At 48.9% G+C, this 24,190-nt stretch carries 23 protein-coding genes and 1 rRNA gene; 3 read left to right on the top strand and 21 right to left on the bottom strand.

The window, feature by feature from the left end; translation table 11 throughout:
- From DESHY_RS13515 to DESHY_RS04495, 3 genes are all read right to left on the bottom strand, one after another.
- A 16S ribosomal RNA gene (locus tag DESHY_RS13515) occupies positions 1-1,393 on the bottom strand; the annotation flags it as partial.
- A gap of 481 nt (positions 1,394-1,874) precedes the next feature.
- Positions 1,875-2,108 carry a hypothetical protein gene (locus tag DESHY_RS04500; protein WP_008410758.1) on the bottom strand — a complete coding sequence of 78 codons (234 nt, stop codon included), beginning with the start codon at positions 2,106-2,108 and terminating at the stop codon, positions 1,875-1,877.
- Between the two features lie 25 nt (positions 2,109-2,133).
- A complete protein-coding gene (locus tag DESHY_RS04495) occupies positions 2,134-3,012 on the bottom strand; it encodes a hypothetical protein (protein WP_008410757.1) in 879 nt (292 codons plus the stop codon).
- Between the two features lie 152 nt (positions 3,013-3,164).
- On the opposite strand from DESHY_RS04495, the gene DESHY_RS04490 reads away from it, so the two are divergent.
- Positions 3,165-3,539 carry a hypothetical protein gene (locus tag DESHY_RS04490; RefSeq protein WP_008410756.1) on the top strand — a complete coding sequence of 125 codons (375 nt, stop codon included), beginning with the start codon at positions 3,165-3,167 and terminating at the stop codon, positions 3,537-3,539.
- Positions 3,540-3,542: 3 nt separating this feature from the next.
- Here DESHY_RS04490 and DESHY_RS13995 read toward each other — a convergent pair whose 3' ends face one another.
- Together DESHY_RS13995 and DESHY_RS04485 are read right to left on the bottom strand one after the other, a co-directional pair.
- Positions 3,543-3,695 carry a hypothetical protein gene (locus DESHY_RS13995; RefSeq protein ID WP_160162479.1) on the bottom strand — a complete coding sequence of 51 codons (153 nt, stop codon included), beginning with the start codon at positions 3,693-3,695 and terminating at the stop codon, positions 3,543-3,545.
- A gap of 40 nt (positions 3,696-3,735) precedes the next feature.
- Positions 3,736-8,322 (bottom strand): HAD-IC family P-type ATPase, encoded by a 4,587-nt coding sequence (locus tag DESHY_RS04485; protein WP_008410755.1) that lies wholly within the window; start codon positions 8,320-8,322, stop codon positions 3,736-3,738.
- A gap of 143 nt (positions 8,323-8,465) precedes the next feature.
- Here DESHY_RS04485 and DESHY_RS04480 point away from each other — a divergent pair, with 143 nt between their 5' ends.
- Complete coding sequence (locus DESHY_RS04480; protein ID WP_008410754.1) at positions 8,466-10,652, top strand: heavy metal translocating P-type ATPase; 2,187 nt, start codon at positions 8,466-8,468, stop codon at positions 10,650-10,652.
- Between the two features lie 170 nt (positions 10,653-10,822).
- Positions 10,823-11,515: a hypothetical protein gene (locus DESHY_RS04475; RefSeq protein WP_008410753.1), complete on the top strand. Its 693-nt coding sequence runs from the start codon at positions 10,823-10,825 to the stop codon at positions 11,513-11,515.
- 271 nt (positions 11,516-11,786) lie between these two features.
- On the opposite strand, the gene DESHY_RS04470 is transcribed toward DESHY_RS04475, so the two are convergent.
- The 16 genes from DESHY_RS04470 to eutS form a co-directional block, all read right to left on the bottom strand.
- Positions 11,787-13,121, bottom strand: coding sequence for an NAD(P)-dependent oxidoreductase (locus DESHY_RS04470; RefSeq protein WP_048817886.1), 1,335 nt, complete (start codon positions 13,119-13,121; stop codon positions 11,787-11,789).
- Positions 13,122-13,334: 213 nt separating this feature from the next.
- A complete protein-coding gene (locus tag DESHY_RS04465; protein ID WP_008410751.1) occupies positions 13,335-14,099 on the bottom strand; it encodes a response regulator transcription factor in 765 nt (254 codons plus the stop codon).
- A 1-nt stretch (position 14,100) separates the two neighbouring features.
- On the bottom strand, positions 14,101-15,294 hold the full coding sequence (locus DESHY_RS04460) for a histidine kinase (protein WP_008410750.1): 1,194 nt from the start codon (positions 15,292-15,294) through the stop codon (positions 14,101-14,103).
- Positions 15,295-15,465: 171 nt separating this feature from the next.
- On the bottom strand, positions 15,466-15,753 hold the full coding sequence (gene eutM, locus DESHY_RS04455) for an ethanolamine utilization microcompartment protein EutM (protein WP_008410749.1): 288 nt from the start codon (positions 15,751-15,753) through the stop codon (positions 15,466-15,468).
- A gap of 20 nt (positions 15,754-15,773) precedes the next feature.
- The gene (locus DESHY_RS04450) at positions 15,774-16,415 is read right to left on the bottom strand and encodes a phosphate propanoyltransferase (RefSeq protein WP_008410748.1); all 642 of its coding nucleotides are present in this window, start codon (positions 16,413-16,415) and stop codon (positions 15,774-15,776) included.
- 3 nt (positions 16,416-16,418) lie between these two features.
- A complete protein-coding gene (locus tag DESHY_RS04445) occupies positions 16,419-17,903 on the bottom strand; it encodes an acetaldehyde dehydrogenase (acetylating) (RefSeq protein ID WP_008410747.1) in 1,485 nt (494 codons plus the stop codon).
- Positions 17,904-17,979: 76 nt separating this feature from the next.
- A complete protein-coding gene (locus DESHY_RS04440) occupies positions 17,980-18,552 on the bottom strand; it encodes a BMC domain-containing protein (protein WP_008410746.1) in 573 nt (190 codons plus the stop codon).
- 11 nt (positions 18,553-18,563) lie between these two features.
- Positions 18,564-19,241, bottom strand: a complete 678-nt coding sequence (locus DESHY_RS04435; protein ID WP_008410745.1) for a cupin domain-containing protein — start codon at positions 19,239-19,241, stop codon at positions 18,564-18,566.
- 50 nt (positions 19,242-19,291) lie between these two features.
- Positions 19,292-19,840: a BMC domain-containing protein gene (locus DESHY_RS04430; protein ID WP_008410744.1), complete on the bottom strand. Its 549-nt coding sequence runs from the start codon at positions 19,838-19,840 to the stop codon at positions 19,292-19,294.
- 1 nt (position 19,841) lies between these two features.
- Positions 19,842-21,170, bottom strand: a complete 1,329-nt coding sequence (locus DESHY_RS04425; protein WP_008410742.1) for a 4Fe-4S dicluster domain-containing protein — start codon at positions 21,168-21,170, stop codon at positions 19,842-19,844.
- A 21-nt stretch (positions 21,171-21,191) separates the two neighbouring features.
- Positions 21,192-21,452 (bottom strand): EutN/CcmL family microcompartment protein, encoded by a 261-nt coding sequence (locus DESHY_RS04420; RefSeq protein WP_008410740.1) that lies wholly within the window; start codon positions 21,450-21,452, stop codon positions 21,192-21,194.
- On the bottom strand, positions 21,430-21,756 hold the full coding sequence (locus tag DESHY_RS04415; RefSeq protein ID WP_008410736.1) for a BMC domain-containing protein: 327 nt from the start codon (positions 21,754-21,756) through the stop codon (positions 21,430-21,432). Before DESHY_RS04415 ends, DESHY_RS04420 begins: the two co-directional genes overlap by 23 nt.
- Positions 21,757-21,773: 17 nt before the next feature.
- A complete protein-coding gene (gene eutJ / locus DESHY_RS04410) occupies positions 21,774-22,616 on the bottom strand; it encodes an ethanolamine utilization protein EutJ (protein ID WP_008410734.1) in 843 nt (280 codons plus the stop codon).
- Complete coding sequence (locus tag DESHY_RS04405; protein ID WP_008410732.1) at positions 22,603-23,280, bottom strand: hypothetical protein; 678 nt, start codon at positions 23,278-23,280, stop codon at positions 22,603-22,605. The genes eutJ and DESHY_RS04405 overlap by 14 nt, the downstream gene beginning before the upstream one ends.
- A 97-nt stretch (positions 23,281-23,377) precedes the next feature.
- Positions 23,378-23,821: a EutP/PduV family microcompartment system protein gene (locus DESHY_RS04400; protein ID WP_008410730.1), complete on the bottom strand. Its 444-nt coding sequence runs from the start codon at positions 23,819-23,821 to the stop codon at positions 23,378-23,380.
- Complete coding sequence (gene eutS / locus DESHY_RS04395; RefSeq protein WP_008410729.1) at positions 23,818-24,174, bottom strand: ethanolamine utilization microcompartment protein EutS; 357 nt, start codon at positions 24,172-24,174, stop codon at positions 23,818-23,820. Before eutS ends, DESHY_RS04400 begins: the two co-directional genes overlap by 4 nt.
- Positions 24,175-24,190 lie beyond the last annotated feature (16 nt).

Below are 24,190 nucleotides of genomic sequence, written 5' to 3'. Positions count from 1 at the left end.
GGGGGTTTTTTTTTGTGTTCTTTTCTTTTCTTTTTTTTTTGTTTCCCCGCGCGGCCAACCTTTTTTTATGGAGAATAGGTGTTGTGTTAGGCCCCCCAAGAAAAAAAAAAGGGGGGGACAAGGAAAGTTTTTTTGATTTTTTTTTCCCCCCCCCTTTTCTTTCCGGTTTTTTTTCAAACGGACAATTCCACATTAAAAGTTCCCCGGATTTTACCCTGGTGGGCAAAATATATTTTTTGGGGGGTTGAAAACTGTTCCGGAATTAACCCCAAATTCTCAAGACCAGAGGTGAAGGACAACCATGCACCACCTGTCTCTCTGTTACCCCGAAGGATAATCACTATATCTCTATAGCTTTCAGAGGATGTCAAGCCCTGGTAAGGTTCTTCGCGTTGCGTCGAATTAAACCACATACTCCACCGCTTGTGCGGGCCCCCGTCAATTCCTTTGAGTTTCAGTGTTGCCACCGTACTCCCCAGGCGGAGTGCTTATTGTGTTAACTGCGGCACTGGTGGGGTCGATACCACCAACACCTAGCACTCATCGTTTACGGCGTGGACTACCAGGGTATCTAATCCTGTTTGCTCCCCACGCTTTCGCGCCTCAGTGTCAGTTACAGTCCAGAGAGCCGCCTTCGCCACTGGTGTTCCTCCCAATATCTACGCATTTCACCGCTACACTGGGAATTCCGCTCCCCTCTCCTGCACTCAAGTCCACCAGTATCAGAGGCAATCACGGGGTTGAGCCCCGAACTTTCACCTCTGACTTAATGAACCACCTACGCGCCCTTTACGCCCAGTAATTCCGGACAACGCTCGCCCCCTACGTTTTACCGCGGCTGCTGGCACGTAGTTAGCCGGGGCTTCCTCTCCAAGTACCGTCATCTATTCTTCCTTGAAGACAGAGGTTTACAACCCGAAGGCCTTCTTCCCTCACGCGGCGTTGCTCCGTCAGGCTTTCGCCCATTGCGGAAGATTCCCCACTGCTGCCTCCCGTAGGAGTCTGGGCCGTGTCTCAGTCCCAGTGTGGCCGGTCGCCCTCTCAGGCCGGCTACCCATCGTCGCCTTGGTGGTCTCTTACACCACCAACCAGCTAATGGGACGCGGACCCATCTGATAGCGATATTTCTTTCCTCTCACTGTCATGCGACAGCCAGAGCGTATCCGGTATTAGCAGCCGTTTCCAGCTGTTATCCCGGTCTACCAGGCAGGTTATCCACGCGTTACTCACCCGTGCGCCACTATTCTCGAAGTTCGACGTTCGAAATTCGAAGTTCGATTTGCTTTTACTCGAACTTCGAACCTCGAATGTCGAACCTCGAAAACCGTTCGACTTGCATGTGTTAGGCACGCCGCCAGCGTTCGTCCTGAGCCAGGATCAAACTCTCCATAAAATATCTTGAATATTTTACAAGAGTTTTGGCTCTTGTCGTTGTCCGTATTTCCCGTAAGCATTTACGCTTGACGAGGTTGTGGTCTGTCACAGTCTCATCTTCTCGATGACTTTTGACTTGACCTGTTGTGCATCCATCATCTACTGTTTAGTTTTCAAAGACCGCCCGGCCTCGCGACCGGAATTTCATCTTACCATATCTCCCGCTCTGTTGCAAGCGGAAGTTTTTGGTAATTCACTCACCGCCTTATCAGCGGCGGAACTTCATCTTACCACTTTTGCCGCCCTGCGGCAAGTGGTATTTTTTAGGGCCGCCTCGCAGCGACGTTTTTTATAATAGCACATTGTTTTATGTAATGCAAGTGTTTTAAATCTGGTTCTTAAAACATTGGCGGTTCGCTGCAAATCATCCGTTGCGTACCTAATTTGGGGAAAGAAACAATACCGGCAAGCTGTACACCCCACCGCAAGTGGGGTGTACCTCATTTACGCCAAATATTGCGAAAGGAAATGTCTGCCAGTAAGTTTTGGCCGGTTTCTCTTCCTTTTTTCATAATGTAGCCAATAAATGTGCCAAGAAAGGTTTCCCATATCACAGCTACTGTTTTTGCCTCAGCCTTGCTTTGGCTGCGAATCTCAACGCTGGCATCCACCGCTTTACGCAATTCTGCCAGCACACGGGTAAGCTGTTCCGTTAATTCATCAGTACGGGTCAATTAACCACCGCCTTCTACAGATGTTTTATTTTTTAGCCGGAGGTTCTTTATCATGCATACCCGACTGGGTGACCATTGACTCCTTAATTTTATTAAAGTTGGCTTCGGCGACTATATCTTCAAACTCTTCTTTGGCCTGGGCGAAAACACTCTGGGCCCTTTCTGTAATGTCCATGGCTTCTTCCATAGCTTTACGGGCCAACGGACGCAGGGATTTGCCCAGCGTCGGCAAGAGCAGCAATCCTAATAACGCTGCGCCGGCCCCCCAGCCAAAGCTGCGCCGATCAATACCTCTAAAGGGTCCGGTAACCCGGTCAAGCAGGGCGGTACCCCAACCAGGGTTTTGCATATTTAAGCTCTGCATCAGCTCATTTATATCCATGCCCTGCCGGTCGGCTTCCTGCAGTAAATCTGCCAGCAGCCGGCGTACCTGGGGATCGTTCACCTGGCTCAAGCGACGGTTGATTTTGTCTATGGCCTGCAACTCATTTTGTACCTGTCTTCTCAGCATCATCATATTGCGCCGGTAGTCATATTCTTCCCGGTCGGTCCACCAATCGTAATCAAACTCCGGTTGTTTGCGGCCTTTGTACGGGGGCGGCGGCGGGTAAGGACACCAGCCGTAATACCTGCCGGGACCCATACCCATACCGGCACCATACCTGCCGGCACCATACCCGGCATGACGCCTGCCATAGCCCGCCCTGGCAGCACGCCTGCCATACCCCGGATAGCCATAAGCACCCGGATAAGCGGCATATTCCTCGTTGTATTCAGCCAAATTACTGTAATATTTCTCCTGCCATTCCCGGCGTGCCTTTAAATCGTTAATAATTTCTTCTTTCAGGCGGTTAATCATTTCCGGGTCGTACTGGCTCATCACAGATTGCTGTTCTTGTTTCATAAAACTCCTCCTTGCAATTCAAGTAAATGTATTTTAAACCACTATTTTACTGTTTATTACAATAAATTTAATTTTTTGCAAAAAAATTTTAAGAATTTGTTTATAGATACTGCAAATAATAAAATGAAACATATAAAACAGAGGTGATAATAATGCGCTGGTTGCTGACAAGTCCTTTAAGAACCTTATCTCCTTTAGGTTTAGTGGCGGTAGGTACGGTTATAGGTGCCGCAGGGGTACCTGTTATTAAGAAAACAGCCCGCAGCCTGGCTGTTTTAACAGTACGGGGAGCCCTTGCCATCAGTGATGCATTAAAAGAAACCGGCGAAGGCTTAACTAAAAGTTGGGAAAAAATGGTTCATGAGGTTAGGGTGCAGCAGTCAATCATGGATCAGCCGGCCGGTAAGGCTGCAACCTCAATGGTAGCCATGCATGACACACAAGATGTTGTTAATCATCCAAGCGCCACTGCCCATACCAACAAGGAGCCAAACCATAAATCTTCAGCTGAAAAAAAAGAAAGTTAACTATTATCCGCAGGGAAGTTGCCGCCGGTGGCAACTTCCCTGCGGATTTACAGGATAAAACAACATGTGATTTTTTATTCGATTGAGGCGACCCCAGGGGCGAACACAGTAAAGCGCAGTGCTGTCGGTGCGCAGACCGGAGCCAAAGGGGATCATAAACCACCGGTAATGTTTGTCGATACTCCGGGAGCAGCCCTTAGTTGGGGCTGCGCCCGGAATTTATTGATGTTTTTTCATTTTCTTGACTTTTGATAAAAGCCGCCAAACATCTTTCTGCCACATAAGTAAGACCGGCACTTCCTAAAACGGTACTCACTTCTTTTAAGCCCAGCGGTGCCGTTTTGAAAATTTGCCGGCCCACCGGCAGGTAAATTGCACCTCCCAGCAGCAGGGCTGAGAGAACAACCGAACCGGTGAGGTAAGGATTGGTCCCGCTTTGTTTTTTCTCACCGCATTCCAGAGCAAATAATAATTTGCTGGCTATAAAAGAAGCCATGGTTACCGTGCCGGCCACTCCCTGGTCGCCTTGCCGTAAAGTTTTCCGGTAGGTTTCCAGCCCGATTAATCCGGTGGCAATACCCCGGCTGATAATTTGATCACCCAGCCCGTCGGCAAAGAAACCTTCATTGACCGGCCTAGGGGGATGCTGCATAAGATTGCAGTTATTAGGCGCCACCCCGAGGGCCAAGGCAGGCAAACCATCACCCAGCACATTTAAGAAAAGCAACTGGATGGGCAGTAAAGGCATCGGCAAACCCAACAGCACCGCCAGCAGAACCAGCATCACCAGTCCAACATTAGTAGCTAACAGGTAGCGTACTGAGCGACGGATATTGGCGTAAATTCCCCGGCCCTGTTCCACAGCGGACACCAGAGTGGCAAAATGGTCGTCGGTTAAGATAATATCCGCCGCTTGTTTGGTAACATCTGTGCCGCTCACCCCCATCGCCACTCCTATATCCGCTTCCTTTATGGCCGGGGCATCATTGATGCCGTCACCAACCATGGCCAGGATTTCTCCCCGCTGCTTAAACGCCTGCACCAAGCGCAACTTTTGGCCTGGCAGCACCCGGGCAAAAACCCTGACTTCATTAATGGCGGCTGCCAGTTCCTGGTCGGTTAGGTTATCGATATCCCGACCGGTCATTACCCGATCATGCCGGCTAATTCCCACTTGCCGGGCCACAGCCAGAGCCGTATGGGGGTGATCGCCGGTAATCATAACCACCTTAATGCCGGCCCGGTGACAAGTGGCCACTGCCTGCCGCACTTCCGGCCGGGGCGGATCCACCATCCCCACCAAGCCCAGAAGAATTAAAGATTTTTCCTGTTGGGCTTGCTCCGGCTGCTGCAGCGGCCGGTAAGCAACGGCCAATACCCGCATGGCTGCCGCCGTCATGTTTTCGTTGGCCTGCAACACCTGCCGCCGCAAATTGTCGTCCAGCGGCACCGCTTGTCCGCCCTGCTGCATTTGTGTGCAAAGGTTAACAACAACTTCGGGGGCACCTTTTACAAAGGCTATATATTCCTGTTCCGGTGCCTGGCAAATAACCGTCATGTGCAACCTTTCTGCATCAAAGGGTATTTCCTTAACCCGTTGCCATTTTTCTCTTAGTTCCCGGTAGTTGATTTCCTCCCGCAAACCGGCCAGCAGCAAGGCTCCTTCAGTGGGGTCGCCTTCAACCTGCCAGTTTGGCTTAGCCCGGCCGTTCCTGGGCCGGACCCACCGGAGATCAGCATTGTTACACAGGATAGCGGCGGTAAGCAACGCTGTCAGTTCCTCTCGCGGGCATGGTTGATCCAAAGCGGTCAGGGGCCCCTCCTCGGTTGCCTGCCACCGGCCGCTGCCTGTGAATACAGCTTGTACCTGCTGGCGGTTCTGTGTCAGAGTGCCTGTTTTGTCAGTGGCAATCAGGGTAGCACTGCCCAGTGTTTCTACCGCCGGCAGGTGTTTGACCACAGCATTTTCTTTGGCCATTCGCCTGACGCCGGAGGCCAGGGCGATGGTAACCACCGCCGGCAGTCCCTCGGGAATGGCAGCCACCGCCAGGCTTACACCGGTAAGAAACATTTTAAACAGCGAACCGCCCCGCAACACACCCCCTACCACCACCAGACCACTGACAGCCAGGCAGTATTTCAATATGACGCTGCTGACCTCCGCCATCCGGTTTTGCAGCGGGGTGGGACTTTTCTCCTGATTCAGCATGCCGGCAATTTTTCCCACCTGGCTGTTCATGCCGGTAGCTATAACTATACCCACACCGCGCCCCCGGGTTACATTGGTACCCATAAAGGCTAAGTTTTCACAATCCAGCAAGGGGATACAATCGCTGATCCGTTTGGCACTTTTTGCTACCGGATAAGACTCGCCGGTGAGGGCAGCTTCTTCAATTTCCAAACTGTTGGTTTCCAGCAACCGTAAATCTGCCGGTACCCCGTCTCCTTGTTCCAGCAGTACAATATCTCCCGGCACCAGTTGGCAAGCCGAAATTCTTGTCACCTTGCCTTCCCTGCGCACTTTGGCTGTGGGGGCAGTTAATTTAGCCAGCGCTTGCAAAGCTCCTTCAGCCTTGTGTTCTTGCAAAGCTCCCAACAAGGCATTTAAGGCCAGGATTGCGACAATAGCCAGGGCATCCCAAAATTCTCCCAGAATAGCACAGGTTAGGGCCGAAGCCAGCAAAGTTTTCACCAGAAAATCTTTCATTTGATTCCATATTCTGGCTAAAAAGCCCGGCTGTTTTTTTTCTGCCATTTGGTTAGGACCATATAACGCTAACCTTTGCTGTACTTCATGGCCGGACAAACCGTTTTGCAAGTTTGATCCTAATCTGTGCAGGACTTCGTCTGCTGTCAAGCTGTGCCAGTTGCTGCATTGATCTAAATAATCTGCCGGTATGACAGTTTCCTCCAGAGCTGCAGCAATTTCCCGTTGTGCATTACTCAACAGCCGCCGCGGCCTGGCTGACCGGCCTTGAGGCCACAACAACCGTGCCGCATTGCTGCAGACTGCCAGCGCTACCAGATCCCCATACACCTTGGCAGCCATAGCCGACAACCGGCCGGTTGAAGCCAGGGCCAACCCCATAACATTGGCCGCCTGCACCAGGGCAATATTTTGCTTTACTCTCTGTCGGCCCAGCCGGGCCAGACGGCACGCCTCAGGCAATAAAGATATATTGCTTAACACCACATCCACCGGATGGTGGTTGCTGCCGTCAGATATACAAACCGTAATATCTGCCTGCTGCCTTAAGGGGCTTGCGACAGGTTTTTGCCGGACCAGGGCTACCACCCTGCCCTGTTGCTGCAGTTGTTGAACCAGGTGCAGTTTTTCTTCGGTTGAAAGCCCGCTTCCCACCTGTGCTATTCCCAAGTCAAGGGCTGCCTGTTCCATTACACTGCCCGGCTGCTCGGTCAGCAGTACCACCTGTAGGATACCAAGGTTGCGCAAACTCTGCACCAGACAACGCAAATCTCCGGTGTGCCCCGGCTTAATGCCGATTAACCCAGCCAGTTGTCCGTTACAGGCCACAAACAAGGGGACTTGCTGCAAGTGCTGCAGCCGCCTTGCTTTAAAAACCCCCTGTCGGGTGTCTACGCCGGCTGCATTAAGGGTCTTTTCATCACCGGTTAATATGACGGCATCAGACTCAGCTGCCGGGTGAATTCCTGCGCTAAACACAGCTTTTCTTAAAGCAAAATGATAATGACTGCCTGAATGTTGGGCTGCCATTGCCAGCAACCCCGCCCTGCTGATACCCGGCAGGGGGAGGATATCGCCCACCTCATAGGCAGCTTCGGATAATACCGTCTCACTGTCGAGAATCACCGTATCCAGCCTGGCCAATTTTTCTACCGCTCCGGGATGCCGGAACAAAATACCTTTTTTCCCTGCTGCCGCAATCACCGCTGCCCGGGTGGTCGGCGCAGCCAGGCCGGCCGGCGAAGGATTGGCCGCCAGCAACATGGCCAGGGTTTTCGACCGGCCGCCCGCCCCGCCGGCCAAGCCGGTCAAGGCGGCTGCCCCCAGCGCCGGTAAAATAAATTTTTGTCCATAGGTACGGCCGGCTTCCTCCCATTCAGATGGATTGATTGCTGCATCCAGTGAACGGGCAGTATCCTTTGTTGCCGGCAGGGCTTTCAGGTAGCGCTGCAGCGTCAGTGACTGGATCAGGGCAGCCAGGTTGGTCAACCACATCACAGTCAACCCGGTGATGCTTTCTCTGGCCAGTGTAGTGCCAAGGGCCAGGGCTCCCAGCACCAGATCGTAGTTAATTTTGCCCCGGGTTAAACCATGCAAACCGCTGCGCAGTACCGGATAGCCGGAAATAATGGTAGCGGCTGCCGCCAGATTAAAAATATGGGGGTCCTTAGCTAAGGGGGTGCGACCCACCAACAGGTGTTTGAGGGTTAGATAAGCCAAAACGCCGCCGCCCAGCGCCACGTTAAAAAACTGCTTTTTAACGGGCAAATCTTCCGGTTCCGGCGTATTCCGGCGCGGCAGGACAGGTTGCTGCTGCTTCAAAGCCAAGCATTCTTGAATTACCTGTTTCAGCTCTGTTAATTGAAGATTGCTTTCATCGAAAAATATTAATACCCGTCCGGTTAATGCACTGGCCCGGGCCAAAAAAACCCCCTTTTTTTGACTGACAGCGGCTGCTATAACCCCGGCCAGCCTGTGATTTCCCTGTAATCCCGGCACCTGTAAGCGCACCCGGCCGGGCAGCTTGTGAACCACCCGGATAACTCCTGACTGATATGCTGAGCTCCCCTGCGGCAAATTCCTTTTTCACCTCCTGTTGACTTTATAAAAGCTATTTTTATCCTCCGGGAGCAAATTTAATGCATCAAACCCGGCAAACAGCATGCATAGTTTTTGGCTATTCTGCCAATCTATATTTAGCTTACGCAAGGAGGAAGAAAATGGGGCAAATCATTGTAAAACACATATTGCCCGGCAGGGTACGCTTTCAAATCCCTTTGTTAAAGAAAAATAAAGGACTGGCCCAAAAGCTGCAAAGTTTTTTAAGCAGCTTACCGGCAACCGTCCTGGCTGATATCACCCCGGTTTCCGGCAGTGCAGTAATTTATTATCGTGCCGACAAACTAACCGCATCAAAACTGTATTGCCTGATCGGCAGTTTTTTGGATCAACAGGCCGGCCAAAATTCACAGGTTGCTGCGGCTGTCGCTGGCCGGCAAGAAAAACAAACCTATCAGGAACCGGCGGAACTGCCCATACCTTTACAAATTGCCCAGGTAGCTTTTGGTGGCCTGGTGCTGCTGGGATTGACCGTCAAACATTATTTACGAAAAACGCCTGCCAATCACGGGGGCAAACTGCTAAACCTGTGCTCCGCCACCACCCTGCTGGCCGGCTACCCTATCCTGCGCAGCGGCATCAACGGTTTGCTGAAAGAAAAAAGGCTGAACAACGATCTGCTCATCAGTGCTGCAACCCTGGTGGCGCTGGGCATGGGTGAGGGTTTAACCGCCCTGGTGGTTGTCTGGCTGGTGAACCTCAGCGAACTGCTCCAAGCCGTAACTTTAGATCGCTCTCGCCGGGCCATTGGTGAATTGCTCAGTAATAAAAACGAACAGGCCTGGTTGCTGGCCGACGGCACCCAGGTGGCCGTACCGGTAGAAAGTTTAAAGCCCGGTGATACAGTTGTCGTCCATACCGGCGGCAAAATTCCCGTGGACGGCAGAGTTACCAAAGGAACTGCCGCTGTCAATCAAGCTCCCATCACCGGTGAATCGGTACCGGTGTATAAACAACCCGGCGACCAGGTTTATGCCGGTACCGTGGTAGAACAGGGCAGTGTTTATATTCTTTCAGAAAAAGTAGGCGACAGCACAGCACTGTCCCGCATCATTCACATGGTGGAAGAAGCCGGCAGCAAACGTGCTCCCATCCAAAAACTGGCTGATTCATATGCTTATAAAATAGTACCTGTTTCTTTTTTGCTGGCCGCCCTGGTGTTTACCCTTACCAGGGATATTCACCGCACCATGACCATTCTTATAGTTGCTTGTCCCTGTGCTGCCGGTCTGGCTACACCCACGGCCATCAGCGCTGCCATGGGCAATGCCGCCAGCCGGGGTATTCTGGTTAAAGGTGGCTGTTATTTGGAAGCAGCAGGCCGGCTGGACACCGTTTTATTTGATAAAACAGGCACCCTTACCGAGGGACGCCCGGAAGTAAGCACATACGTTTCTTTGGATGACAACTATAGCCCCGAACAAATTCTGGCCCTGGCAGCAGCCGGGGAAATGCACACCAACCACCCTTTGGCTCAGGCAGTGGTTAACAAGGCCCGAGAAAGCCGGGAGGAAATTCCCGGGTACCAAGATAAAGAAGTAATTCCGGGCAAAGGTTTAAAGGTGGTTATAGAAAACGAAACCCTTTTAATTGGCAATGACCGTTTAATGCAGGAGGCACAAATAGATTACGGCCATGCCAGGCATTTTGCTCAAGAAATGAGCGGCCGTGGTGAATCAATTATCTTTATTGCCAAACAGACCAGAGTGATTGGCTTGATCGGTGTCAGAGATACCCTGCGCCAACAAAGCCGGCAAGCCATTCACCTGCTGAAAGCCACCGGCATTAAAGAGATCGGTCTGGTCAGCGGGGATAATAAGCAGTGCGCCCTGGCTGTGGGCAGCGGGCTGGGCTTACAGGACATTTGGGCAGATATGTTGCCCGAAGACAAGGTAAAAATCGTCAGAGAAAAGCAAAGCAAGGGTAAAGTGGTGGCCATGGTTGGGGAAGGAATTAATGATTCTCCTGCCCTGGCGGCTGCCGACATAGGTATTGCTATGGGGGTCAAAGGAACGGATGTGGCTGTGGAATCGGCAGATGTGGTGCTGGCAGGTGATGATCCGGTTAAAGTAGCCCAGCTTATCCAATTAAGCCAGAAAACCATGCAGGTTATCCGGCAAAACTTTGCCTTTGCCATTGGGGCTAACGTGCTGGGTATTGCTCTGGGCACTTTAAAAATTATTTCGCCCTTTACTTCTGCCCTGATGCACAATGCCAGTACTTTGGCTGTGGTAATAAACTCCGCCCGCTTAATTAAATACGGCAAGAATAAACAAGCCGAAAAATAATCTGATTCAATTTAATATTAGCTTAATAATCCCTTAATATATTTCATTTATAATAAGGCTTGTTCACTGGTTTACAGTTAGTGTTACGGATTCCCTTGACGCTGTTATTTGTTTCTTTTATAATAATGATAATCATTATCATAATTATTTATGCGGGAGGGTCCGACTACATGTGGCATTGTGACTCTTTACCTGGTTCCGCAGACTATCTCAATGAACAGGCTTTAAATAAACTTATTGAAGCCTGCCATCGTACAATTGACTGGTCGGTTGATGTATATTTTCGTTTGTTAAGAAAAAACAGCCGCCTTCTGATTGACAAAGTTTTACAACATAAAAGCAGCAACATGGCGCAGGAATTTGCCGGCTGCCTTTTAAACGAAGCGGAATTGGCACAGCTGATAAAGGATATTGAAACCCATATCAACCATGATTTGATTACCGTTCAAAATAAATGGCTGCCCGACATTAAGTTTGCCTTAATCCCGCTCCCCTCACTTACCTTAATTAACCAGACAGTTAAAGAACAGAAAATTTCCTTGATGTTATCAGAGCAAGCAAATAAAACCGTCAGCCAGGTCACATTTAAGAAAGTGTCCCGCCTGGTTCCTGTCTTTGTCCCCAAGTTTCTGTCTAATCAGGCAAATCAAGTGCTGGCCCAAAAAATTTGTTCATGCCTGGGGATAGACAGCGGCAGTTACTACGACGCTGCCAAGGAAATCCTGACAAAGCAGCTGCATGGCCTGCTGGCAAACATTGAACAGGATCTTAAGACGGCCTTAAAATACCAGTTGGCGGAACAGATGTATCACTGGTACGATCAGTATGTTCAACCGGCCGAACTTGTACAACAGGTTTGCTAAAGATTTCCCCCCGGCGCAGAAAATGCCGGGGGGAAACTTTTTAAGACTAAAGTCTTTAAACAGTCCCGAGTCATAAAAAACATCCCGCTGGAGCAAGATAAGATATTGAAGCAGCAAGCCGGCGGTGAGCCAGCCCTACGCAGTACACTGCCGGGGTGAACCAAGCAGTAAATTTGCAGCTGCCACAAAACTTATGCCAGTAAAGCCGGTCATAAAAAAACTCACATACCGGTTTGTATGTGAGTCAGGGATTAGCTTGCCAGTCATTAACTTAACATTCTTCCAGCAATTTTTTGGCCTGTACGTATGCGGCAATTCCTTTAGCCACCCGTTTGGCTTCTTTCATTGCCAAAACCACGGTGGCCGGTTGGTGAACAACGTCCCCACCGGCAAAAACACCTTTAAGAGTAGTCATGCCATAGGGCGTTTGCTTGGTAATTACATAACCCGCCGGGTTTACCTCAATGCCTTTAGTTGTTGAAACAATCCGGGCAGCCGGGCGGGAACCGATGGCAAGCAGCACTTTGTTGGCAGGCAGAATGGTCTTACCGGTGGGGGTGGCAATTTCAAGACCGGTAAGCATGCCTTCTTTACCAATAAATGCCAACGGGCTGGCCTGCCAGCAGAAAGCCGCACCTTCCGCCACCGCCCCCTCATACTCCGAACGCAGCGCCGTTAAATCACTCTCTGTTCGGCGGTAAACAACGGTTACTCTGGCGCCAAGACGCAGGGCCGAGCGGGCGGCATCCATGGCCACATTACCGCCGCCGATGATCAGGACCTGATCATCCTTGTAAACCGGCACCTCTTTGCGATCAATTTTACCGTCGTTATACAGCACAATGGTTCGCAAAAAGTATGTCGCCTGGATCACGCCCATCAGATCTTTGCCCGGTATATCCAAACCTTTGGCCAGTGCCGTACCCGTCCCAATAAACACTGCATCAAAGCCCTGGTCAAACAGCTGATCTACCGTAATATTAACACCCACCAGGCAGTTGGTAATAAATGTTACACCCAGGCTGGCAATGCGCTCGATTTCCTGCCGCACCACCTTTTTAGGCAGCCTATACTCCGGAATTCCGTACAGCAATACACCGCCGGGCTCACTTTCCGCTTCAAAAACAACCACATTAAAACCTTGCTTGGCCAGGTCGCCGGCCACCGTAAGACCGGCCGGGCCTGAGCCAATGACAGCTACTTTCCCGTTAATTTTAGCCGGCACCTTATCTCTGGAAAGGTGCATGGCAGCATCAAAATCAGCGATAAAACGTTCTAATTTGCCAATTTTAATGCCCTGCTGTTTTTTCGCTAAAACACAATGCCCTTCACATTGTTTTTCGTGGGGGCAAACACGTCCGCAAACAGCCGGCAAATTGCTCCGCTCGGCAATAATTTCCCTGGCTTCGCCGATGTTTCCTCTGGACAAAGCATAAATAAAACCAGGAATATCGTTGTCTATGGGACATCCTGTGCGGCAGAGGGGCTTGGCACAGTTCAAGCAACGCCCGGCCTCCGTAATTGCTTCTTTAATGGTAAAGCCCTGTTCAAGCTCGTGAAAGGTCAGCCCCGGTTCATTTAAGCCGTTAACTTTAATGTCAGTCATTATTCTGCCCACCTTAAAAGAAATAATTTGACGCTGCTCGCGCCATACAGGAGCTTGCTCCTGCAATAAAATTGCCAAAAGAAACAACGCCAATGACAGTTGAACAAACCGTCATTGGCAATCATCTTTTTAGTTAATCCGGTTTTATTATATCAAACTTTCCCCGTTTCTTACAAACAGGACAAAATCAGCCTGATTTATTTATATCTCCGGCTATTGCCGGCTTATTTCCGTGCTCTCGCACAGATGCTTTCTTCTGTATGCCTTGGGAGTCATATTCATCAGTTGTACAAACACGCGATTAAAATAAGAAGGATCGGTAAAACCACACTCGCTGGAAATACGATACACAGGGTAATTAGTGGTTTTTAACAGTTTACAGGCATATTCAATCTTTAATTTATTTACATAATCTGTATAGGTCACCCCAACCTCTTTTTTAAAAATACGGCTAAAATATTGGGGATTCATAAACACGTGGGCGGAAACCATTTGCAGGGTTAATTTCTGTTTAAAATTATCATGAATATACTTAATGGATTTTTCAATAAAATATATCTGGGATTTGGGCTGATCAACTTCTTGGCCGGTAGGTTCTTTGCTTTTCGCAATATTTGCCAGCAGATTGCGAAAAGTTTGTTTAAATACAGCCGGTTTAATAGGTTTCAGCAAATATTCCTGCACCTGGTGACGAATGGCTTTTTGGGCATAGGAAAAGTCTGAATAGGCAGAAAGTATCACAATGCAGGCCTGCGGCAGGAATTTTCTTATTTCCTCAATGGCTTGCAGGCCATCCATTTCCGGAATGCGAATATCCATGAAAATAATATCCGGGCGATACTGTTTGGCCAGTTTAACTGCCTCAGCCCCGCTCTGGCAGGTAATTACTTTATCTTCCGCCAAAAGTTCATCTGAGACAACCGATCTAAGAAATTCCAGTTCCAGTAATTCATCTTCCACTATTAAAACTACCCTCATACTATCGCCTCACGTTGGGTTTAGTGGGAATCGAAATGGTGACAGTACTGCCGCTGTAGTCAGACTTTACTATTTTTAACCCGTATTGCTCGCCAAAATATTGCTTTAAACGCTTGTCTGTGCTGCGCAGGCCGATACCAAGCTTGCTTTCGGTTTGATGCAAGTTATCCAACACTTCTTTGGGAAAACCGTTGCCGTTATCCATAACATATATGTTAATGTCATCCTTATACTTTTCTGCATATATTTTAATAATCCCGCCATCTCTTTTCGGGGAAATGCCGTGGATCAAAGCATTTTCAACAATGGGCTGGATGGTCATGTTAGGTATTCGATAAGGTTTTATATGATCAGGCATATCAATTTCATATTCCAAACGATTTTTAAATCTAACTTTTTGAATATAGAGATATTTCTCTATATTGTCCACCTCATTGCCGATGGTGTGCAATTCATCGTCTTGTTTCAGGTTATACCGCAACAAATCAGAAAGACAGTAGATAAGTTCTTCGGTGGTATGCGATTTCTCGAAATAAGCAATACGCGCAATGGTATTTAACGTATTAAACAGAAAATGCGGATTGATTACTAAGGACATGTTTTTTGCTTCCAGGTCAATTATTTTTCTTTCCAGCATCTCTTTTTCAATAGAAAGCCTGGCAATAGCCTTTTCGGTGTTATTTAGGCTGTGCGAAAATTCATAGGCAATATTTTTGGCAATATGGTTGCAAAGCTGCTCATGTATTTCAACTTTGTTTGGTTCAACAGTTTTGACGGCGGCAATTGATTTAGCAATGTATTCCGGCTTAAGGTTTTTTTCTTTTGCCAGCGAGGTTATATCAATTAAATACTTTTGGTATTCACTGTCCGGCAAATAAACCTGTGCTCCAATAACAAATCCGACAGTTTGCTGATTGATTTCTAACGGTAAAATTATGTTAACCAATCCGTACCGGCAGGTAAACCGTTCTGCCCTACCGTTCTTAAATCTGGAAAAACAGTCGGCACAAACCTTAGTTTCATCATCCTGGCAGATGCGTTTGCAAAAATCAGGAGACGGGTTAAACTCTAAAAGGATCCGGCCGCAGGTATCAACTAACTGTAAAGATATGTTAGACAGGGATAAAAGTCCGCTGTAACGGGAATATAAATTGGCATCAATTAAGTCTTTTAACAATTTATCACTTTTATTCATACTTTTCGCCAAATTTCCTTTTATTATTGCATTGTGGTGCAAAAAATGTCGTAAAAATGCTAATTTATATTTATCATACAATAACCTTTTTTAAATGTAAATAGACGGACATTGCCGGCATAATACAGGGCTGCCTCTTGAACTTGAGGCAGCCCCTGCGTTGCAAATTAATTATGCTTCTTTTCTGGAGGGGAGAATCATTTCTACATCAGAGTGCGGGCGGGGAATAACGTGCACCGAAATCAGCTCGCCAACCCGCTGGGCAGCAGCAGCACCGGCATCGGTAGCTGCTTTGACAGCGCCTACATCTCCTCTAACCATAACAGTTACCAGAGCGCCGCCAACTTTTTCATAACCAATCAGATGAACGTTAGCTGCTTTTACCATGGCATCGGCTGCTTCAATGGCACCTACCAAACCTCTGGTTTCAATTAATCCTAATGCTTCAGATCTGCTCATTATTGTTTCCTCCTAATTTATTATTTTAATATAGTTATTTTAGAGTTAGGTTCAAGAAGCATGGCATTTGCTTCTTCCGTATCAACGTGAAATTCAAGGGCTGATTCGTTGTTGGCTCGAATGACAACGTTTGAGAAAGTGCCGCCGCGGGAGCCACCTACTTGAATGGTTACCTGCTCTCCGTCAGTTACGCCTAAGCGTTTGGCATCTTCCAGGGTCATGTGGATATGCCTTTGCGCAACAATTACACCTTGCGGCAGAATGACGCTTCCCTTGGGACCAATAACAGTAACTCCCGGAGTACCCTGCAGATCGCCGGACATGCGTACCGGCGCAATAATACCAAGCTTAAAGCAATCTGACCTCAATATCTCCACCTGGGTTTCTTTTCTCACCGGACCCAGCACACGCACATTTTCTATGGCGCCCTTAGGCCCGCAGATGGTGAGGGTTTCTTTGCAGGCATACTGCCCGGGTTGAGACAGGTCTTTGATTTTTGTCAATTGGTATCCTGCACCAAACAGGGTTTCCAAATCTGCCTGGGAAAGATGAATATGACGGTTAGATATTCCCACAGGTATGGAGTTGTCGTCCTTTTTGAAATACCCCCCTTCTTTGAGCACTTCTAGCAGGAGTTCTGCTAAAGCGTCATACTTACCCATTTTTTAGTAGCCACCTCGTTTCTTCAGCAGTGTGAGAACTTCATCCACCAGGCTCATGATCTGATCTTCGCTGATGGCACTGGGGCTGCCAGGGCGGGTCTCACAATCTGAACAAGCGGCAGCGGTGCTTTCGGCGCATTCTTTAATACCATAAGCAACACGCTTAATATTAATTAAGTGCATGGGGGTCACATTATCCGAGGTGGCACTGCCGCCCCAGGTGCCGCAACCCAGTGTAAAGGCAGGTGCAAGGGCCGTACTGATACCTACCCCGCCATGGGTAGAAGGAGTGTTGACAAGAATGCGGAATACAGGTTTTTCAGCAAATTTCATAGCCATTTCCGGGTTTTCAGTATGAATGGCCAGGCTGTGTCCCACACCGCCGTTATTTAACAGCTTAATACACACCTCGCAGGCTTCCTGCCAATCTTTTACGGTATAAAAGGCCAGCACGGTGGTCAGCTTTTCGTAGGACAGGGGATAGCCTTCGCCAACACCCTTTTGCTCACCGATTAATACCTTGGTTCCCGGCGGAATGGTAATGCCGGCGCTGGCTGCCACCACATCGGCAGACCGTCCCACCAGCTTAGCATTCATGGCATGGCCGCGCACAAACAATTTTTGCGCAACTTTTTCTGTTTCCTCAGGGGTCATGAAGTAAGCGCCCTGACGCTTAAATTCTTCCACAACTTGATCACGAATGCATTCTTCAACAATGACGGCCTGCTCAGAAGCACAAATGGTGCCGTTGTCAAAGGTTTTACTGGTTAAAATGTTTTTCACTGCTTTGGCAATATTGGCAGTTCTTTCAATATACGCCGGAACGTTACCCGGTCCTACCCCCAGAGCCGGTTTGCCGGCACTGTAAGCCGCCTTAACCATGGCTGTGCCGCCCGTAGCAATAATCATGTCTACTTCATTGCATTTCATCAACTCATTGGTTGCATTCATGGTGGGTTTTGAAACACAACCGATGATGTTGGCCGGAGCGCCGGCAGCTACGGCTGCATCGTGCATCAGTTTGGCTGCTTGCAGCGTGCATTTTAAAGCCGAGGGGTGGGGCGAGAAGACAATACCGTTACGGGCTTTAATGGCAATAATGGATTTATAAATGGTAGTGGATGTCGGGTTGGTGGAAGGAACGATACCCAGCAGTAATCCCACCGGCTCGGCAATTTCCACAACTTTGTTAACTTGATCGTCTTTGATAACACCTACGGTTTGCATAGGCTTAATAAACTTATACAATTCTGTGGAAGCCAACTTGTTTTTCATGGTTTTATCTTCCACTTTGCCAAAACCGGTTTCTTCCACTGCCATTTGTGCCAGAGCTACCGCATTTTCTTCTGCCACTCGAACCATATTTTGAATAATTTTATCTATTTGCTCACTATTAAATTTTGCCAGCTGAGTTTGTGCCAGTTTGGCTTGGCGGGCAAGATTTCTGGCCTCTTGCACAGATTGCAGATCATAATCAAAGGTTTCCAATTTACTCTCCCTCTTCCTACCGTCAATTACCTGATGATACAGGCATTCCACTTACACATATGGCCTTGGGCAAAGATTACTTATTACTCTGACGGTAATATTCCGCCAGCTTTTTAATAAGCAAGTCTTTGTTTGCTTTGGAGATGGCCCTGCCTGAGATGCCCAGTTCTTTATACTCTCTGGCCAGCTTGCGTAGTTTAGCTACAGAGAGCAATTTTAAGGCGTTAATGCTCTCTGCCAGGCCGAACTCCTCAACCAAAGCATCAAGTCCTTCTTTGTGCAAATTCTTGAGCATGACTGACCCAGATGTCGTACCTTCTGTACCGGCCGCAACCTGTTCTGTTGATGCTATAGCCAGATGCTGCGTTGGCAAGGGGTTATCATACACCATGCCTTCGATATCCGGATGAGGTCTGGGTATAACATGTTGAGCAATCAGGGATGTGTGATCGATTTTTTCCACCGCCGCACTCCCTGCTTCTACAGCAGCCTTGACAGCCCCCACGTCACCGGTCACGATGATTGTTACAAGACCGCCCCCCACAAAAGTTCTCCCCACAAGTTCAACTTGCGCCGTCTTTAACATCGCATCAGCACATTCAATAGCCGGCAGGAGTCCTCGTGTCTCAATTAAACCAAGGGCCTGCATGCTTTACCCCCCTATTGCTGTGCCATCAGCTCAGGCCAGTTTGCCGGGTAGGTTACATAGAAAAGTTTGACATACCCAGTAGTGCTCCAGGTCACCTTGGATCCTTTTGGAATGAAGATAACATCTCCCTGGCATGCCTCAAAGGTTTCACCGTTAATGGTGAGAGTCAGACATCCCTCAAGAACAATGTCTATTTCTTCATAGCACAGCTCCCACTCAAACCTGGACTTCTCAATGGTTAAAAAGCCCGCGCTCATTTTGGCATCTTCTTTACTGATCACTTCACGATAAGCTACGTTTGTGCTGGGATCACCGGTGTCAAAGGGCTCGTATTTAACTGTCCTGCCGCGCACAATTTTAAATCCGCTTTGCGGGTCACCATCTGTAATAAAAGGCGGTCCGGAAGACGGCCCGGGGACTCCGGCCAGATGGCTGTTAGCTAACACTGCTTTGACAATGTGATAAATCAATTCTCTGTCAATTGTTGTGGGTTGGTCATCTTTCGGCTGCGGGACGCTTGTCTGACAGGTGTGATTTCCTGCCGGCGCAGCTGTGGTAAACTCCACGCCCAGCTCTTTGGCAAGATCCCTGGCTGCCGGTGTGATGATGGTATTGGGCTCTACACAGAAAACCTTTAGTCCTTTTTCTGCGACGGCCTTTACTTCATCTGCACACACAAGTTTTTTCAAAGTTCCACCCCCTTTCGCAAAATCAGCTCATTAAATCATTTCATGGTACCTTAGTACAAGGTTGGCCATAATCTGTCGGATGGCGAAGCTATTACCTCGGTATCCACCAACAAACCTTTTTCAAGGGCAATAGCGGTACCGGCTTCAATACCCGCTTCCACGGCAGCAACGTCACCGGTAAAGGTAAAATAAGATTTGCCGCCGATGCCGCTGCCCAAACGCAGTTCCAAGGCCTGGATATCGGCCGCTTTCAGCGCTGCATCGGCCGCAATAATCATGGTGGCCAGGGAGAAGGACTCCATAATTCCCAGGGCACCGGTGCCCTCCGGCATGGTAGTGGCTGTAATAGCAGGGAAAACGCCGGGGTGGACATTGGGGAGGATAAAGCTGTCTACCAGATATTCTCCCGCTGCTTCCACACCTACACTGACAGAGCTTTCCACAGCTGCCACATCGCCATGGACAATGGCAATATATTTTCCAGGACAGACAGGCGTTGCACTGACTACTTCGACATAAGCCGTTTTTAGCATCAGGTCAGCGGCATAAATTCCCCTGGCTATACTGGTTAGCTCAATCATACCTATTGCGTTATTCATACTAACCCACCTTTATCACAATAGAGTTGTCCGTAATCTCGGTAACGGTTCCGTTAAGGCTGGCGTGCACCGCCGCCCCGAGACTGTTATCCGGAATCTTGCCAATTAACTGACCGGCTTGCACCTGATCGCCAACTGCCACCACAGGTATCGCCGGGGCCCCGATGTGCTGCCTGAGACCGATACTAATGTATTCGGGCCGCCAATCCACCGCAGTCATAGGAGCCGGTTTATCAAAGGCGGTTAAGCCGATTTTGGCTACCAATCTTTTGCTGGGCAGCAGGCGGTAATCTCTGGCCGCCCGGGGCTTGTATTCTATGGTAACCGGCTGATACCTGAGACCCTGCTCGGCCAGCTTTTGCTTATAAAATTTGTTCACAGACCTAGGGTGCAGATTAGCCGGACAGGAGAACAATTCGCAAAGGTTACATTCACAACATAGTTGCGCAATTTGCTGCTCTTTCACATCAGCCAGCTGATAGCTTAAGGCCCGCATGATTTTGTGAGGCTGCATGTTGTGCCCCAGCAGGTACCGGGGGCATAAATCGGTACACATGCGGCACTGCTCACAGGCAGTTTTACTGATAACTCTGGCCCGCTCAACACTGACTGATTTTTTGCGAATTAAGAAATGATCTTTTTTCAGCAAAATATAGCCCTTACTTTTTTTACTGACAAACCCATCCAGGCCGCTGAGCACTGATCCCATCATGGGCCCGCCGTCTATCACGGCGTAATCATCCGGATTGGTTATGCCGCATTGCTGAAGAACGTCGCGGATAGCCATGCCCACCGGCACTTTTACTGTCATGCGGCGAGGAATATCCCCGGCAATGGTCAGATAGGTTTCGGTAACCGGTTGCCCGGCCATAGCCTTGTAGATATTTAAGGCGGTTTCCGCATTGATTACTACACAGCCCACCTTGAGCGGAATGGATGTTTCCGGAACGACCCTTTTGGTCAGTTCATACACCAGTACTTGTTCATCACCGGCCGGATACATATCCCGCAGTTCCATCACTTCCATATAACCGGCAAGTCCCAGGGCATCAATTCTTGCCCGCAGAAGGGCAATTACTTCTTTATGTTTGCCTTTTATGCCAATTACCGCCTTACGGGCCTCAATATAGCGGCCGGCGGCAGCCAAGCCGTTAATTATTTCATCAGGAAACCGCTCCATGAGCTGCTGGTCTACTCTTAACAGGGGTTCGCATTCTGCGCCGTTCAGCAGGATATATTCTGCTTTGGCGGTAAATTTTGCGTGCGTAGGAAAGCCGGCGCCACCGGCCCCAATGACCCCTGCTTCTTTAATTTGTTGCACCAGATCCAAGTTATCCCACCTCCGGACTTGTTAAAATATGCAATCTTCGTCAATAATACCGACAATTACCGCATCAATGGGCACATCGTCCCGCTCCAGCATTTTACGGGCGGAACTGCCGGTGCAAACAAGCACTCGCTCACCGATGCCGGCTCCGATGGTGTCGGCAGCAATGACCAGGCGCCCGGCATCAATACCGCCCAGGACTTCCACCAGCATAAATTTTAACCCCCTGAGCGACTCGGCTTTTCTGGTTGACCAGATATTGTCAATTACTTTGGCTGCGAGCATAAGGCTTCACCTTTTCATCATTTAACTTGTATTTTATTTCCTGTATGGCTGTTTCCACCGCTGCCGTATCGCCGAAGACGGCAATCATAATCAAATGCTGCGGGCACTGTCCCCTGATGTCGGCCACAACCACTCCGGCTGCTTTTTCGGCAATATCTGCCGCACAAACCATATCAATCAAACGCCCTTGCACCAAACCTACAGCATCACAGTTTTCAACATTTATCTCTAAAGCTGAGCTCTTCCGCCGCAGGATAATATCCAGCGCCCCTTTGGAAGGGGACTTAATTATGCGGTACTCCATGTGGCAAACGCTCCCGTCTAAAGAATTTCCTGGGTGCAGTTAAGGGCGATGCCCAAAGGCGTTACAAACATGGGGTTTTGCGGTTTATAAGTTGGCAGTTTGGTCTGCTTGGCAATAATATCTTCAATACCGGACAGGCAGCAGGTTCCCCCCACCAGATAAATTTCTTTTACCCGGTATTCGTTGACATGGCGGCTGATAATGGAGGAAACTTTTTCAATAACCGGGCTTAAAACCGGAAGCAGCTCCCTGTGGTTTTTAAAATCCCGCTTATATTGTTCCGCTTCTTCAAAGCTCATCTTATAGGCACCGGCAATCACCAGCGAAAAATGGGTGCCGCCGGTAGCCTCATCCGCCACATAAACCACTTTGCCTTCTTTAACAATGGCAATCCCGGTGGTGCCGCCGCCAATATCAACAATGGCGCCGTCTTTTATCTTCAGTACGGCATTGGCTGCCGTTGGTTCATCCAGCAGGTTGGTAATTTCAAAACCGGCCCCCTGCACCACATGTTTGATCGTGCCTGAGTCAAGGGAAAAGGTTCCCGGGGGCAGCGCCGCCGCGGCATAAATTAATTCTGTACCCAGTTTCTGTTCCAATTCTTGCTTTAATTCTTTGACTATCCGGACCGCCCCGATATAGTCCACCACCATGCCGTCCCGCACAACACTGGCATAACGGTAGGCCCCGGCCACCGGCTGGTAATTCTCATCAAGAACTGCCAGCACAATATAGGCTGTTCCCAGGTCAACGCCGGTGTAATATACAGAGGACTTGCTTAGTATCGGTTTTTTAACAACTTTTTCAAATTCGCGCACCAGTTGATCACAGTATTGAAAGGCCCCATTAGTCTTTTCCATGATTCCCTCCCAGGCGTTTCCACATGATCATGCAGAGAATGTTGATGATTAAATTAACCTTATCAATCAGGTCTTGCCGTACACAAATTTGCTTGTCATCGTCCCAGTAGACTTCCAAAAGGGCCGGTTCCACCTCGCGCAGGGCAGCCCGTACATGGTTTAACAAAATAATCTCTTTGCCGTTGGCCAAGCGGTAATGCGACTCATTAATATCAACATGTTTTTCCATATCATCGGCCCGTTTTTTAATTTCGTCTTCAGTCCATCCCCAAAACTGAACAGTGTCAGGCGCTTTTTGTTCTTTTTCCGCGTTGCGCACACTACGGAAATATTTCAGCAGGGCCATAACTTCTTCGGCTAAGCCGGCATCACCGGCGCGCCAAATTTCTAATCCCACCAGAAGCAGTAAAGACTCAACATAGTCCATTTTTCTGCGCAGCTTTTCAGTACACCAATTAGTACTGCCCGTAACCGGCTTCTCCCGGCCGGCCTTGTTCTTCTTGGCAGCAGTCTGCTTCTGCTGAGCTTGTACCAGGGTAACCCGCTTGTCCACCAGAAACTGGCGGGCGCCCGGAGTAATCCTGGTGTTTGGCTCCAAGGCAAAGGTGGTAAAGGGCTCTCTTTTGTATAGCTCGCGCAATTCCATTTCGGTAATAAATTTCATGCCTCGCCCAACTTTCTATAATTCCTTTTAATTAACTTCTGCGCCGTTTGTGTACTCATCAAGCTGCTTTGTCGTTCTGTTATGTTAAGAACCTTAGTTATGATTCGTATTTTCCCAGCAAGTATTCCTTTAAGGCCCGCAGGCTGGCGGCATCTTTTACAGAAACCCGGAAGAAAGGTTCTTTTACCCCTATTCTTTGCAACTGCTGCATACACAGGCGGGCATTTTGCCCTGCCAGGTCGACCCGGGTAACTACGCCGATAACCGGACAAGTAAAGGTTTTGGCAAAAGCCGGCGGGTATGCTGCAAAAGGCTTTGTTTGATCAACCAGCAAAAGTATACAGGAAGCGCCTTGCGCCGTAGCAATCAGATACCTGTACATATAAGGTGTTTCAATATAGGAACCCGGCGTGTCAATGGTATACTTCCCGTAAATAACATCCTGTGTTTTTTTAAGCGGTCTGTCAGTATCATTTAAAAAATTAGCCAGTGTGGACTTACCCGATTGAGTGGGACCGACAATCATAATTCTCTTTTTCATGTTCGTGTAATCTTGGCAGGCGTAAAGCCCAGCAATTTTTCCAAGGTTTCATTGATGGCCTGCATAGCTTCCTCAACACTGGCGACATCGCCTGAGATGACCAGAGATCCGGTAAACCGATCTAAAAAACCAATCTCTACTTCCGACGTTTTGGTTGCTATATCTGCCGCTATAATCGCTGTTTCACAGGGCGTCAGGGTGGCAATGCCAATGGCGCCTTTTTCTTCAATGCCCAGACGTTCATAAATATCCTGTACGGGCGAGGCAATAATGTGAGCCAGGGTAACCTGTTTGCCCGGTACATATTCCTGTATGATTCGTTTTTTCTCAAAATCGTCCGCCTTGCTCACCATACCTCACCACCCGCTG

Origin of the sequence: Desulforamulus hydrothermalis Lam5 = DSM 18033, from assembly GCF_000315365.1 — a bacterium.
GTDB classification, from domain to species: Bacteria; Bacillota; Desulfotomaculia; order Desulfotomaculales; family Desulfotomaculaceae; genus Desulfotomaculum; species Desulfotomaculum hydrothermale.
Note: the sequence above shows the minus strand (reverse complement) of the source record. Positions and strands in the feature narration are given on the sequence as shown.